Genomic DNA, 13983 nt, shown 5'->3' on the forward strand with positions numbered 1-13983 from the left:
TCCCTTCGCGTTACGCTCGGCCGAGCGGCCGGGCCGGGTGCTGGCGCAGCAGGCGGCTGGCCGGCCGGGAGCCGGTCGGACTCGCCTCGGACCGGACGACCTCGCCGGTCTCCATGAGCTGCTTGAAGCGGCGCAGGTCCTCGGCGAGAAGCTGACCGGGTTCCTCCCCGAGCACCTTCGCGAGCGCGACGCCGGCGGCTCCGGCGGGCGGCTGGTACTCCAGGTCGACCTGGACCTCGGTCCCCCGGCCCCCGGGCGCCGGCCGGAAGCGCACCGTGCCGGCGTTGCGGACGTCCGAGCGGCCGACCGACCGCCAGGCGATCAGCTCGTCGGGCCGGTCCTCGACGATCCGGGCATCCCATTTGATCTTCCTCCCGGCCGGTCCCCGGATCTTCCAGTGCGAGGTTCCGTCGGTGGTCCGCACCGAGTCGAGGTGGTACATGAACGTGGGCAACGACTCGAAGTCGTGCCACCGGCGGTAGAGGTCCTGGGGGGCCCGGCGGATGGTGGTGCTCGACCTCGCGTGCACCAGATGGCCCGGCGCCTCGGCGCGGCTGTGGCGGCGGGCGGCGATGACGTCCAGCACGGTGACGCCGACGACCGAGCCCACGGCCAACAGCGGGCGGGCCAGGCCGGCGCCGGTCACCCGGCGCCGGGCCGCGACGAGCGCCAGCGCCGACAGGTCGAGCAGGTCGCCCGCGACCCGTCCCCACAGCCACCGGCCCGGCTGCTCGCTGCCGAGCACGCCGACCCCGCCGGCGATCTTGTGGCCGCCGAAGATCCGCGTCAGGGTCCTGGAGACGGCCGAGTCGTCGGCTCCGATGGCCCGGGCGACCAGGTCGGGCGCCCCGAGCTCGGTCGCGCCGAGGCCGATGCCGAACCAGCCGAGCGCGCTGCCGAGGGCGTCCGGGCGGACGGCACCTCGCGCGCCGCCGCGTTCTCCCTGGTCGCCGGGCTGGCGCGCCTGCGGGTCGCGGAACTGCTGTTGACTGTTCTGCGTGCTCATCGCTGATCCCCCGTTTCGACTTCGGCCGGCCGGCCGTGCCGGCCGGGCGTGGGCATTCGTGATCGGCTCCTGATCCCGGTCAGACGAAGGTCTCGTCGACGTAGCACCAGCGCCAGTGCTCGCCCGGTTCGAAGGAGCGCACGATCGGATGGGCGGTGGCGTGCGCGTGGGCCCGGGCGTGGCGCAGCGGGGAGGAGTCGCAGCAGCCGACGTGGCCGCAGGTCAGGCACAGCCGCAGGTGCACCCAGACGGAGCCGACCCGCAGGCAGTCCTCACAGCCGCGCGCGGTGTGCGGAACAACGGGTCGAACCAGCGCGAGATGGGGATCCACCCCGGTAGTGGTCATGATCGACCTCCTCGGACTCGCAGCAGCCGTTCGAGTTCACCGATCCGGTCGAGCAGGTCGAGCACGACCCCGCTCGCGGCGTAGGTGATGCCGAGGTCACGGCGGAGCCGTTCGATGCGGGCGGCGCGGGCCACCGCCGTCGCCGCGAGCGTGTAGCGGCCGGCGGGGTCGATGTCGGCGTCGAGCAGGCCGAGCGCCACCAGCCGGCGAACCAGATCGGGATGCAGCCGGACCGCGGCGCAGAAGGCGTCCAGATCAAGCGCCTGGTCGCGACGGTCGACGGCTCGGGTGCGCACCAGCAGCGTGGTCATCACCGCTCCCTCGGGTTGAACGACGACGTCCCGGCGAGCTCGGCGAACAGCTCCCGCTCCCGTTCGGTCGGCTTCGGCGGGACCATGATCCGCGCGTGGGCGTAGAGGTCGCCGGCGCCCTCACCGCGGTACGGAGCACGCCCGGGCCGAGGCAGGCCCCGTCCGCGCAGGCGCAGACGGCGGCCGGTGGAGGTGCCGGGCGGGACGGTGAGGGTCGCCTCGCCGCCGGCCGGATTGGGCAGGGTGACACGCGCGCCGAGGACTCCCTCCCACGGCGCGAGCGGCAGATCGATGTACACATCGCGGCCCTCGACCCGGAACCTCGGATCCGGGGCCAGCCGCACCACCAGGTACAGGTCGCCACGCCCGCCCCCGCCGCGGCCCTGGCCGCCCTGCCCGGCCAGCCGCAGCCGCTGGCCGTCGGTGACCCCGGCCGGGATCGTCACCTCCACCTCCCGCGTGCCGCCACCGGAGGCGGGCAGAGTGATCCGCCGCCGCCCCCCGTGGTACGCCTCGGCCAGGCCGACCTCGATCTCGGCTTCCTGGTCCGCACCGGGCACCGGGCCCGCCTGGTCGCGGCGGCGGAAGAAGCCGCCGAACAGGTCGTCGACGCCGAAGCCCTCGAAACCCGAGAAGCCCTCGAAACGGGCATCCGGACCGCCGCCGCCACCCGTTCCCGGACCGGCACCGGGGCCGGCACGGGCACGGGCACGGGCACCGGCACCGGCACCGGCACCGGCACCGGCACCGGCCCAGTGTTCGGCGCCCTCGGGCATCCGGCGGAAGTCCCGGCCGAACCGGTCGTACCGCTTTCGGCTCTCCGGGTCGGACAGGATGTCGTAGGCCTCCGACACCTCCTTGAACCGCTCCTCGGCCCGCGGATCGGAGTTGATGTCCGGGTGGTATCTGCGGGCGAGCCTGCGGTAGGCGCTCTGGATGGCGTCGGGGTCGGCGTCGCGGGGGACGCCGAGGATCTCGTAGAAGTTCCCCCGGCTGCGATCCCTGGTTCCGCTGGCGCTCATCTGATCTCCACAGTCACGACGCCGTCGGCGAGCGCGGGCCGGCGCTCACGGCCACCGACGCCGGCCGCAGCACGTGCCCGTCGGCCTGGTAGCCGGGGCGCATCACCTCGACGACGGTTCCGGCCGGGCCCGCCGTCGCCCACGCGGAGCCGTCGACGACGGCCCCGACCTCGTGCCGGTGGGGATCGAACAGACCGCTGTCGGCGTCGATGCGGCTGACCCCGCTGGCCCGCAGGGCCTCCAGGGCGAGGTGGCGGACCCCGCGGACGCCGTCGACGAGCGCATCAGGATGAGACTCGGCGTGCCCGAGCGCCAGTTCGAGATGATCCAGCACGGGCAGCCAGGCCAGCACCACCCGATCCCGCTCGGCTGCCTTCGCCGCGGCGATCTCCCGGCCCGTCCGCCGACGGACGTTGTCGAAGTCCGCCAGCGTCCGCAGGTGAGCCGCCTGGCACTGTTCGAGCTGGACGGCGAGATCGGATGCCGTCGCCGCGTCGGGCCGCTCGATGTCGGGCCGCTCGATGTCGGGCCGCTCGGCGTCCGACCGGTCCTCAGCCATCGTCCCCGGTGGTGAACTCGGCGTCGATGACGTCGTCCCCACCGGCCCCCTGGCCTCCGCCAGCACCGACCCCGCCAGCCCCACCACCACCGGCACCACCGGCTGCGCCGGCCGCACCGGCACCGCCGGCCGACGACGACGTACCTCCCGGCGCGGACGCCGTCTCCCGCTCCCCGGCGGCGGGCAGACCATAGAGGATCTGCTGCAGATCGTTGATGATCGGCCGGGCGCGGTCGACGTCGGCGTTCTCGGCCAGGGCGCGCCGGGCATCGGCGATGAGCTGCTCGGCGCGGGCCGACTCGTGCGTCGCAACCCGGCCGCCGAGCTCGGCGAGTCGGCGTTCGACCTGGTAGACGATGGTGTCGAGCTGGTTGCGGGCGTCGGCGTTCTCCCGCAGCCGGATGTCCTCGGCCCGGTTGCGCTCGGCGTCGGCGACCATGCGCTCGATGTCCTCGGACGGCAGGTTGGTGTTGTCCGAGATGGTGATCCGCTGCTCGACGCCGGTGTCGGTGTCCTTCGCCGTGACGTTGAGGATGCCGTTGGCGTCGATGTCGTAGGTGACGTCGACCTGTGCCCGACCGCGCGGGGCGGGGCGGATTCCCTCCAGGCGGAACCGGCCCAGCGTCCGGTTGTCGGCGGCCATCTCGCGTTCCCCCTGGAGCACGACGATGTCCACCGCCGACTGGTTGTCCTCCGCCGTGGAGAACGTCTCGGTGCGCCGCGCCGGGATCGTGGTGTTGCGGTCGATCACCTTCGTGCTCACGCCGCCGAGGGTCTCCACTCCGAGGGAGAGCGGGGTGACGTCCAGCAGCAGCACGTCGGAGACCTCGCCCTTGATGACCGCGGCCTGGATGGCGGCGCCGACGGCGACGACCTCGTCCGGGTTGACCGTCATGTTCGGATCCTTGCCGGCGGTCAGCCGGCGCACGAGGGCCTGCACAGCCGGCATGCGGGTGGCGCCGCCGACGAGGATCACCTCGTCGAGGTCCCGCTCGGAGAGTTTCGCGTCCGACATCGCCTGCCGCAGCGGCCCCATGCACCGTTCAAGCAGATCCGCCGTCACCTGCTCGAACTGCGAGCGGGTCACGGTGGTGTCGAGGTGCTTCGGGCCGCCTGCGTCGGCCGTGACGAACGGCAGGTTCACCTGCGTCTGCGTCACCGAGGAAAGCTCGATCTTCGCCTTCTCCCCGGCCTCGAACAGCCGCTGCAGCGCCTGCGGGTCGCTGCGCAGGTCGATGCCGTTGTTGTTCGTGAACTCGTCGGCGAGCAGGTCGACGAGGCGGCGGTCCCAGTCGCTGCCGCCGAGATGGGTGTCGCCGGCGGTCGCGCGCACCTCGACGATGCCGTCGCCGACGTCGAGGATCGACACGTCGAACGTGCCGCCGCCGAGGTCGAAGACGAGCACGGTCTCGTGCGCGCGCTTGTCCATCCCGTACGCCAGCGCCGCCGCGGTCGGCTCGTTGATGATCCGCAGGACCTCCAGGCCGGCGATCCGGCCGGCGTCCTTCGTGGCCTGCCGCTGCGCGTCGTTGAAGTAGGCCGGCACGGTGATGACCGCTTCGGTGACCTTCTCGCCGAGGAATCGGGCGGCGTCGTCGACCAGTTTCCGCAGCACCATCGCGGAAATCTCCTCGGGCGCGTACTGCCGCCCGCGCACGACGATCCGCGCCGCGTCGTCGGTGCCCCGATGAATGTCGTAGGTGACGGTCCGAAGTTCGCTTGCCACCTCGCTGTACCGGCGGCCGATGAACCGCTTCACCGCGGTTATCGTGCCCTTCGGATTGAGAATTGCCTGGCGGCGGGCAAGCTCCCCGACCAGCCTCTCCCCACTCTGCGTGAATGCGACCACGGAAGGGGTCGTCCGGGCTCCCTCGGCATTGGGGATGACGGTCGGCTGGCCGCCTTCCACGGCGGCGATGACCGAGTTCGTCGTCCCCAGGTCGATTCCTACAGCCTTACCCACGATGCCCTCCCGGGAGTCCGCGACGTGCGGGTCACGCGAAGGCTGCCCCCGTGGGCCGGAACCAATCGGGTGTGACGCCAGATCCCGGCAGGTCACGGGCCCGGCCGGCCCCGATACCGAGCGGCGCGGGCGGTGCTCGACGCCGCCGTGGTCGCTCGTGGCGGCCGCGGCGGCGCGGGCGTCGGCACCGTGCCGGGCCGCTCAGACGGCCGCGAGGGCCACTTCCGTCGACTTGATCAGGGCGGTGACGGAGGAACCCTCGGCAAGGCCGAGATCGGTCGCGGCGGCCAGGGTGATCGCGGAGGTGAGCTCGCCGCCGCTGTCGAGGGCGATGTGCGCGACGGCCATCGCGCCGCCGGTCTCGAGGCTGGAGATCGTGCCGCGGAGCTGGTTGCGGATGCTCAGACCGTCCACGCTGCCGGTGGTGAGGGAAACCTCGGTGGACTTGATCAGCACTTCGACGGTGGAGCCCGCCGACAGGCCGAGTTCCTTGATCGCATCTATGGTCACCGCGGCCGTCACCTTCTGCCCGCCAGGCAATGCGATTAGTACAGTACTCATCACCGCACCTTCGGTGATGTCGGTGACGGTTCCGGTCAGTTGGTTACGTATGGTCAGACTCACGGCTACACCTTTCGTCGGTCCACCCAGCGCGTCCCTTCAGTTCTACTCGTTCGCCTGGGACACGTGCCCGCTCCGATCGCGCCTTGATTTCCGCACGTACCGAAAAGAGCCGCGGGTGAACGCCGCGGATGCGTCTCCCTTTGCGTCTGGAAAAGCGTAGGCAAGTGGCCGCACGGATGTGGCCGATCCCACATTTCGGAGACGGCTGCCGATACCCGAGAGCGCTCGACTGGCTCCCGCCGGCCCCGCACATTACCGCCCGGGGACGGCGTTCCGGGCTATCCGCTCCGGGCCAGGGCGGCGCAAAGCGGCTCGAACCGGGCCACCCGGATGTTCCCACCAAAACGTTCCGGCCGTACCCCGCCCGCGGACCGACCGGCGGATAGAGTACGGGCAATGACGACCGTCGCCGGCGTTGGGTGCGGTTCGCCTCGGCGGCCGGCGAGGCGTCGGCCCGAATGCCGCCTCGCGGATGGCGGCGCCCGGGATCTGGGAATCCGCCGAGGTCCACGGTCCACTCCCTCATCCGCAACGAGGTCGGAATGGCAGAAACACCGACGACAGCGACGGCGATCGTCACCGGGGCGGGGCGGGGAATCGGGGCGGCGATCGCCGCCGACCTCGCCCGCCGCGGTTATCACGTGGTCGTGAACTACCGGCGCGATGCCGACGCGGCGGCCGCCGTGGTCGCGGGAATTCACCGGTCGGGGGGCAGCGCGGTCGCGCTGGCGGGTGACGTCACCGCCCCGGACGACGTGGCGTCGCTGGTCGCGACCGTGCTCGCCGACCGCGGCCGGATCGACGCGCTGGTGGTCAACGCGAACACCGTCGCCCCGCCCTTCGCACCGCTGAGCGAGCTGACCTGGGCGGCGTTCGCCGCGAAGATGACCGGCGAGCTCGCCGGGGCCTTCCACATCACCCAGCAGGTGGTGGCGGTCATGCGGGCGCAGGGCGAGGGGCGGCTGGTCTATCTCGGCAGCACCGCCGCCGACTACGTGGGCGCGGGCCGGCTCGCCCACGGCACGGCGAAGGCGGCGCTGGCCACCTTCGCCCGCCACGTCGCCGCGGAGACGGCCCGCGACGGGATCAGCGTCCTGACCGTCGCGCCCGGCGCCGTGCGCACCGAGGCCACCGCAGCGGTCCTCAACGCGGAACGCGAGAAGGCGCTGGCGGACAACTCGGTGCTGCACCGCATCCTGGAACCGGCGGACGTCGCCGCCGCCGTCGGGTTGGCCCTCGACCCCGCCCTGCGCCCGGCGACCGGAACGGTCCTACGCGTCGACGCCGGCTGGTCGGTACTCGCCGGCGGCCCCACCGCCTGAGGCCGCCAGCGGGCCGGTCTATCGTCAGTCACCTACCGGTCGCCGATCGTCTACCGGTCGCCGGTCGGGTAGCGGTCGCTGGTCGTCGTCGCCCGCTGGGCGCGGCCCCCTTCCAGGCGTCCGCCCTCCGCGACCGCCCTGCCGCCGAAGCCGGCGGTCGTCAGGTCGTCCAGGTGCAGGCTGTCCAGGGGCGCGGGCGCCCGGACTCCCCGTAGCCGCAGAGCCATGGCGATCTTGGTCAGGCCGAGTGCGAGAGCGGCGAGCCCGACCCACAGGGCCAGCAGCGACCGCGAGTCCCGCGGGTAGCCCACCGCCCAGAACGCGACCCCGATCTCCAGCGCGCCGACGACGAGCGGCATCCACCACTGCGCCGGCGCCCGCCCGTCCGCCTCGGCCTCGGCGTGCTGCTCGGAGCGCCGGGCCGCGAACGAGTTGATGATGTCGTACACACCCTTGATCAGGAAGAACCAGGCCACCGTCCGAGCCACCACCTTGAAGGTGGGATCCGGCCAGACCAGCGCCACGATCCCGCCCACCACGAACAGCGCGGCGAGCAGCAGGTGGGACCACCGCCAGTCCCGGGCGGTCGCCCCCGCGGCCAGCACCTCGCTGGCCGCGCCCAGCAGCAGGACGATCCCCAGCACCACCGCGATCCTCTTCAGGGAATGCATGTCGAACTGCGGGATCGCCAGCGCGAACAGGGTGAAAGCCACACCTACGGCGAGAAGTGCGTACCACGGAATACCGGCTGACCGCGACTGCGTCCTTCGGTCCGCAGCCCGTTGATCGATCACAGTTCCCACCCCCGTCTCGTCAGGGTCGTCCCGTCTGGCGGGATCCGTCCCTCACTTCTGGACCACAGGTCAGCACCCTGATTCCCACCGTAGAGCCGACCACGCATGACCACCGGAAATCGTCCCGGCGGACCGCCGGCCGCGGTGCCGGACTATTCAGGTCGGGCGCGGCTCCGGACCCGCGAGCCGCAGGCACGTCACCGACCGTGGGAAATTCCCCGGGAATGACGATGCCTGCGGCCGCCGACGGCGCCACGCCGCACATTGATCGAATCGACGGCCCACGGCTGCGGTGTAGCCTGCCGTCGAGCCGACCCGAAGTCGCTGTGCCCCCGCTCGGAATCACCGGGATTCTCTTCGGAAAGACGTCTGGTCCGGTATGGCCGCCGGCGAGGTGATTCAATCGATGTTGACTATCAGGCCGATGCTGACCGTCAGGCCGATGCTGACCGCGGCGGCGGGCGTCCTGACGAGCCCGCTGACGCCGGACGACTACCGGGCCATGGTGAACCCGCTGTGGTCGCGGCGGCACTTNTCCGGCCGGGTCGAAGAGGTGGTACCGGAGACCCCGGACGCCTCGACCGTCGTCCTGCGGCCCGGTCGCGGCTGGCGGCGACACCTCGCCGGCCAGCACGTCGGCGTCGGCGTGAACATCGATGGCGTGTGGCACTGGCGGACGTTCTCGCTGTCGTCCCCGCCCGGCCGCCCGGACGGGCTCGTCACCATCACCGTGAAGGCCGCTCCCGGCGGGTTCGTGTCCCACCACGTCGTCCACCGGCTGCGTCCCGGCGAGATCGTCCGGCTCGGCCAGCCGACGGGCCAGTTCGTGCTGCCGGCGGACCTGCCGCCCCGGTTGCTGTTCGTGACCGCCGGCAGCGGCATCACCCCGGTGATGTCGATGCTGCGCGGCCTCGCCCTCGCCGGGGACCGGCCGGACGTCTTCCTCGCGCACATCGCGCCCGACGGGCCGGCGGTCATCTTCGGCGACGAACTGCGCCGGATGGCGGCCCGGACCCCCGGCCTCCGCCTGCACGAGCACCACACCCGCTCCCGCCCCGGCCGGCGGGCGCGGCGGCCGACGATGGCGGACCTGGCCGCCACCTGCGCCGATCTGCCGGATCGGCCGGCGTGGGTCTGCGGGCCGCGGGGACTGCTCGACGACGCGGAGGCGTACTGGCGGGCGGCCGGCCTCGCCGACCGGCTGCGGACGGAACGGTTCCAGCCGGTGGCGCGCCCGTCCGCCGGGCCCGGCGGGCGGGTGCGCTTCGTCCGCAGCGGACGGGAAGCGCTCGCCGACGCGGGCACGCCCCTACTGGTGGCGGGCGAGGAGGCGGACGTCGCCATGCCGAGCGGCTGCCGCATGGGCGTCTGCCGCACCTGCCTGGCCCGCCTGGCCAGCGGCCGGATCCGGGACCTGCGCACCGGCGAGGAGCACGGCGACCCGGGCGACGTCATCCAGACCTGCGTGTCCACCGCCGTCGGCGACGTCGAGCTCGACCTGTGAGCCGAACCGGACCTGTGAGCCGAACCGGACCTGTGAGCCGAACCGGACCTGTGAGCCGAACCGGACCTGTGAGCTGAACCGGACCTGTGAGGAGAACGCGGATGCCAGCGCCCACGCATCTCAGTACCCGAGACATCGAGGAGTTCGGCCGGGAGCTCGACCGGCTGCGGGCGGAGGTCATCGCGAGCCGCGGCGAGGGCGACGCCCGCTACATCCGACGGGTGATCGCCCTCCAGCGCAGGCTCGAGGTCGGCGGCCGAGCGGTCATGTTCGCGTCCCTCGTGCCACCGGCGTGGCTGGCCGGTACGACGATGCTCGCCGTCGCCAAGATCCTCGAGAACATGGAGATCGGGCACAACGTCCTGCACGGCCAGTGGGACTGGATGCGTGACCCGGACATCCACTCCACCACCTGGGAATGGGATTTCGCCTCACCCGCCGAGCAGTGGAGGCACTCCCACAACTACGCCCACCACACGTACACGAACGTACTCGGCCGGGATCGGGACCTCGGGTACGGCATGCTGCGGGTCTCCCCCGAGCAGCCCTGGCACCCCGTGTACCTGGCCCAGCCCCTGTACAACCTGGGTCTCGCGGCCGTCTTCGAACACGGGATCGCGATCTACGACGCGGAGATCGACAAGGCGTGGCGGGGCGAGAAGGACTGGGGCGAGACCGCGAGCCAGCTCGGGCAGACGCTGCGCAAGTCCGCCCGCCAGGGGCTCAAGGACTACGTGGCGTTCCCCCTGCTCGGCGGTCCGGCGTTCCTCCCCGTCCTGCTGGGCAACCTCACCGCGAACGTCACCCGCAACGTCTGGGCGCACACCATCATCGTCTGTGGCCACTTCCCGGCGGGCACCCGGACCTTCACCGAGGAGGAGATCGCCGAGGAGAGCCGGGGCGAGTGGTACCTGCGACAGCTCCTCGGCTCCGCCAACATCAGCGGCCCGGCGCTCCTCCATCTCCTGTCCGGCAATCTCAGCCACCAGATCGAGCACCACCTCTTCCCCGACCTGCCCAGCAACCGCTACGCACAGATCGCCCCGCGGGTGCGCGAGCTGTGTGAGCGCTTCGGCCTGCCCTACACCACCGGCTCGCTGCCCCGGCAGACGGCGAGCGTCTGGCGACAGATCACCCGCCTGGCGCTGCCCGGCCCGGTGCGCTCGGCGGCGCGCCGCGGCCGGACCGAGCCCGTCGTCCCCCGCGCCGCCTGAGGGGAGCCGTCCCGCCGACGGCCGACAGCCGACAGCCGGCAGCCGGCAGACGACGGCCGGCATCGAACGCCCTGCTTACCGAGGTTGCCTACCGGGGGCGAGGCCGGCCCGGATGCAGGCGAGGAGCTCCTCGATGTCCACGGGCTTGGTGACGTAGTCGGTGGCCCCGGCGTCGAGGCACTTCTGCCGGTCGTCCGGCATCGCCTTGGCGGTGACGGCGATGATCGGCAGATCGGCGAACTGAGGCATGGCCCGGATGGCGGTGGTGGTGGCGTAGCCGTCCATCTCGGGCATCATCACGTCCATCAGCACGAGGTCGATGCCCGGGTTGGACTGCAGCGCGTCGATGCCCATCCGCCCGTCGGCGGCGTGGATCACCCGCAGCCCGTAGAGGTCGAGGATGCTGGTGATGGCGAAGACGTTGCGCACATCGTCGTCGACCACCAGCACGGTGCGCCCGGCGATCCCGGGGGCGGCAGCCACCTCCCGCGCCAGGGACGGGTCCGGATCGACGGGGACCGCCACCGGCGCCACCGGTGCACTCGCGGTCACCAGGTGGAGCCCCGGCTTCGCCTCGTCCATCGGCGCCGCGCCGTCCACCGGCGATGCCACGTCCACCGGCGGCGGCGCCACGTCCAACGGCGCCCCGTCGGGGAGCGCAGCCCACGGGGAGGGGGGAACGGGGGCCGGGGCCAGCCGTTCGGCGGAGGGTTGGGGGCCGTCGGGCGGTGTCGTCACGGCCGGGGCCATCGGCAGCCGGAGGGTGAAGGTGCTGCCCCGCCCGAACTCGCTGCGAGCCTGGATCTCCCCGCCCAGCAGCGTCGCCACCTCGCGACAGATCGACAGACCGAGGCCGGTGCCGCCGTAGCGGCGGCTGGTGGTGCCGTCGCCCTGCTGGAACGCCCCGAAGATGCGTTCCAGGTTCTCCCCCGCGATCCCGATGCCGGTGTCGGACACCGAGAACAGCACGGACTGCCCCGCTGCCCCCCCGCTGGCGCCGGACGACGTGATGGCCAGGTCGACGCTGCCCTGCTCGGTGAACTTCACCGCGTTGGACAGCAGGTTGCGCAGCACCTGCGCGACCAGGTGACGATCGGTGCGCAGCCGGGCGGGGAGGTCGGGCGCCATTGCGACGGTGAAGCGCAGGCCCTTCTCCGCGGTGATCGGCGAGAAGGTGGCCTGGACGTCGTCGACGATGTCGGCCAGGGCGACCTCCTCGACGTGGATGTCCATCTTCCCGGCCTCGACCTTGGACAGATCGAGGATGTCGTTGATGAGCTGCAGCAGATCCGAACCCGCGGAATGGATGACGTGCGCGTACTCGACCTGCTTCGGTGACAGGTTGCGGGTGGGGTTCTGCGCCAGCAGCCGGGCCAGGATCAGCAGGCTGTTCAGGGGTGTGCGGAGCTCGTGCGACATGTTCGCCAGGAACTCCGACTTGTACTTCGAGGCGAGGGCGAGCTGGCGGGCCCGCTCCTCCAGCTCCTGACGGGCCTGCTCGATCTCGAAGTTCTTGACCTCGATGTCGTGGTTCTGCCGGGCCAGCAGGGTGGCCTTCTCCTCCAGCTCGGCGTTGGAGAGCTGGAGGTCCTCCTGCCGGGACTGCAGTTCCTCGGACCGCGCCCGCAGCTCGGACGCGAGCCGCTGGGACTCGTCCAGCAGGGCGTCGGTGCGGGCGTTCGCGATGATCGTGTTGACGTTGACGCCGATGGTCTCCGTGAGCAGGTTCAGGAAGTCGTGGTGGACCTGCGTGAAGGGGCTGAAGGAGGCGAGCTCGATGACGCCGAGCACCTGGTCCTCGAACAGGATCGGCAGCACGATCAGGGCGACCGGAGCCGACTGCCCGAGGCTCGAGGCGATCTGCAGATAGTCGGCGGGCGTGTTCGCGACGACGATCGTCCGCTTCGTCCGCGCGGCCTGCCCGACGAGGGACTGCCCGAAGTCGAACCGGCGCGGAACGTCCCGGGGAGCCTGGTAGCCGTAGCTCGCGATCAGGTTGAGCGCCGGCCGTTCCACCCCCGACTCGGCGAGCAGGAAGGTGCCGTACTGGGCGTCGACCATCGGCGTCAGCTCGTCGATGACGAGCTGGGCGACGGTCTGCAGGTCGCGATGTCCCTGCATCAGCCCGCCGATGTGGGCGAGGCTGGTCTTCAGCCAGTCCTGTTCCTGGTTCGCGCGGGTCGTCTCGCGCAGCGAGCGGACCATCGCGTTGATGTTGTCCTTGAGCTCGGCGACCTCGCCCTGGGCATCGACGTCGATCGACCTGGTCAGGTCACCGGTGGCGACGGCGCTGGTGACGGCGGCGATGGCCCGGACCTGCCGGGTGAGGTTCCCGGCCAGCTCGTTGACGTTCTCGGTGAGGCGCTTCCAGGTGCCCGAGAGGCCCTCCACCTCGGCCTGGCCGCCGAGGATGCCGTCCGTGCCCACCTCGCGGGCCACCCGCGTCACCTCGGCCGCGAACGAGGACAACTGGTCGACCATCGTGTTGATGGTCGTCTTCAGCTCGAGGATCTCCCCGCGGGCGTCGACGTCGATCTTGCGGGTCAGATCGCCCCGGGCGACCGCCGTCGTGACCTGGGCGATGTTGCGGACCTGGCTGGTCAGGTTGTTCGCCATGAAGTTGACGTTGTCGGTGAGGTCCTTCCAGGTGCCGGACACCCCCTTCACGCTCGCCTGACCGCCCAGGCGGCCGTCCGTACCGACCTCGCGGGCCACCCGCGTCACCTCGTCGGCGAAGGCGCCGAGCGTGTCGACCATCGTGTTGATCGTGGACGCCAGGGCGGCGACCTCGCCCTTCGCCTCCACCGTGATCTTCTGGGACAGGTCGCCGCGGGCGACGCCGGTGGCGACCTGCGCGATGGACCGGACCTGCGCCGTCAGGTTCGAGGCCATCACGTTGACGTTGTCGGTGAGGTCCTTCCAGGTTCCCGACACGCCGCGGACGTTGGCCTGACCGCCGAGGTTGCCCTGGGTACCGACCTCCCGGGCCACCCGCGTCACCTCGTCGGCGAACCCCGAGAGCTGATCGACCATCGTGTTGATNGTNNNCTTGAGCTCNAGGATCTCNCCNCGGGCGTCNACNNNGATCTTCTGCGACAGGTCNCCNNNNGCNACCGCCGTNGNNACCTGNGCGATCGACCGGACCTGGNNGGTNAGGTTGCCGGCCATGACGTTCACCGACTCGGTGAGGTCACGCCACGTACCCGAGACGCCCTTGACGTCCGCCTGCCCACCGAGCCGCCCGTCGGTACCGACCTCCCGGGCCACCCGGGTCACCTCGTCGGCGAACCCCGAGAGCTGATCGACCATCGTGTTGAT

At 71.7% G+C, this 13983-nt stretch carries 11 protein-coding genes and 2 pseudogenes; 3 read left to right on the forward strand and 10 right to left on the reverse strand.

Annotation, left to right across the window (positions count from 1 at the left end; all coding sequences use genetic code 11):
- Positions 1–10 precede the first annotated feature (10 nt).
- From FF36_RS22700 to FF36_RS22730, 7 genes are all read right to left on the reverse strand, one after another.
- A complete protein-coding gene (locus FF36_RS22700) occupies positions 11–1006 on the reverse strand; it encodes an SRPBCC family protein (protein ID WP_044887174.1) in 996 nt (331 codons plus the stop codon).
- A gap of 79 nt (positions 1007–1085) precedes the next feature.
- Positions 1086–1352, reverse strand: coding sequence for a UBP-type zinc finger domain-containing protein (locus FF36_RS22705; RefSeq protein ID WP_011607491.1), 267 nt, complete (start codon positions 1350–1352; stop codon positions 1086–1088).
- Positions 1349–1663, reverse strand: a complete 315-nt coding sequence (locus tag FF36_RS22710) for a chaperone modulator CbpM (RefSeq protein ID WP_044887175.1) — start codon at positions 1661–1663, stop codon at positions 1349–1351. The genes FF36_RS22705 and FF36_RS22710 overlap by 4 nt, the downstream gene beginning before the upstream one ends.
- Positions 1663–2685 (reverse strand): DnaJ C-terminal domain-containing protein, encoded by a 1023-nt coding sequence (locus FF36_RS22715; protein WP_044887176.1) that lies wholly within the window; start codon positions 2683–2685, stop codon positions 1663–1665. The genes FF36_RS22710 and FF36_RS22715 overlap by 1 nt, the downstream gene beginning before the upstream one ends.
- Before the next feature lie 13 nt (positions 2686–2698).
- Complete coding sequence (locus FF36_RS22720; RefSeq protein ID WP_044887177.1) at positions 2699–3244, reverse strand: nucleotide exchange factor GrpE; 546 nt, start codon at positions 3242–3244, stop codon at positions 2699–2701.
- A complete protein-coding gene (dnaK, locus tag FF36_RS22725) occupies positions 3237–5207 on the reverse strand; it encodes a molecular chaperone DnaK (RefSeq protein ID WP_044887178.1) in 1971 nt (656 codons plus the stop codon). The genes FF36_RS22720 and dnaK overlap by 8 nt, the downstream gene beginning before the upstream one ends.
- 201 nt (positions 5208–5408) lie before the next feature.
- A complete protein-coding gene (locus tag FF36_RS22730) occupies positions 5409–5831 on the reverse strand; it encodes a TOBE domain-containing protein (RefSeq protein ID WP_044887179.1) in 423 nt (140 codons plus the stop codon).
- Between the two features lie 542 nt (positions 5832–6373).
- Here FF36_RS22730 and FF36_RS22735 point away from each other — a divergent pair.
- Positions 6374–7153 (forward strand): SDR family oxidoreductase, encoded by a 780-nt coding sequence (locus tag FF36_RS22735; RefSeq protein WP_044887180.1) that lies wholly within the window; start codon positions 6374–6376, stop codon positions 7151–7153.
- Positions 7154–7203: 50 nt separating this feature from the next.
- Here FF36_RS22735 and FF36_RS22740 read toward each other — a convergent pair whose 3' ends face one another.
- Positions 7204–7866, reverse strand: a complete 663-nt coding sequence (locus FF36_RS22740; protein WP_242422763.1) for an HdeD family acid-resistance protein — start codon at positions 7864–7866, stop codon at positions 7204–7206.
- Between the two features lie 616 nt (positions 7867–8482).
- Here FF36_RS22740 and FF36_RS22745 point away from each other — a divergent pair.
- Positions 8483–9451: pseudogene (locus FF36_RS22745) on the forward strand (ferredoxin reductase); the annotation flags it as partial.
- Between the two features lie 101 nt (positions 9452–9552).
- On the forward strand, positions 9553–10665 hold the full coding sequence (locus FF36_RS22750) for a fatty acid desaturase family protein (RefSeq protein WP_044887183.1): 1113 nt from the start codon (positions 9553–9555) through the stop codon (positions 10663–10665).
- A 75-nt stretch (positions 10666–10740) separates the two neighbouring features.
- Here FF36_RS22750 and FF36_RS22755 read toward each other — a convergent pair.
- Both FF36_RS22755 and FF36_RS41550 read right to left on the reverse strand, forming a co-directional pair.
- Positions 10741–13710, reverse strand: a 2970-nt coding sequence (locus tag FF36_RS22755) for a HAMP domain-containing protein (protein WP_242422764.1), incomplete at its 5' end; no start/stop codon positions are given.
- 109 nt (positions 13711–13819) lie between these two features.
- Positions 13820–13983, reverse strand: a pseudogene (locus tag FF36_RS41550) (HAMP domain-containing protein); the annotation flags it as partial.

The organism is Frankia torreyi (genome assembly GCF_000948395.1).
Classification (GTDB): domain Bacteria; phylum Actinomycetota; class Actinomycetes; order Frankiales; family Frankiaceae; genus Frankia; species Frankia torreyi.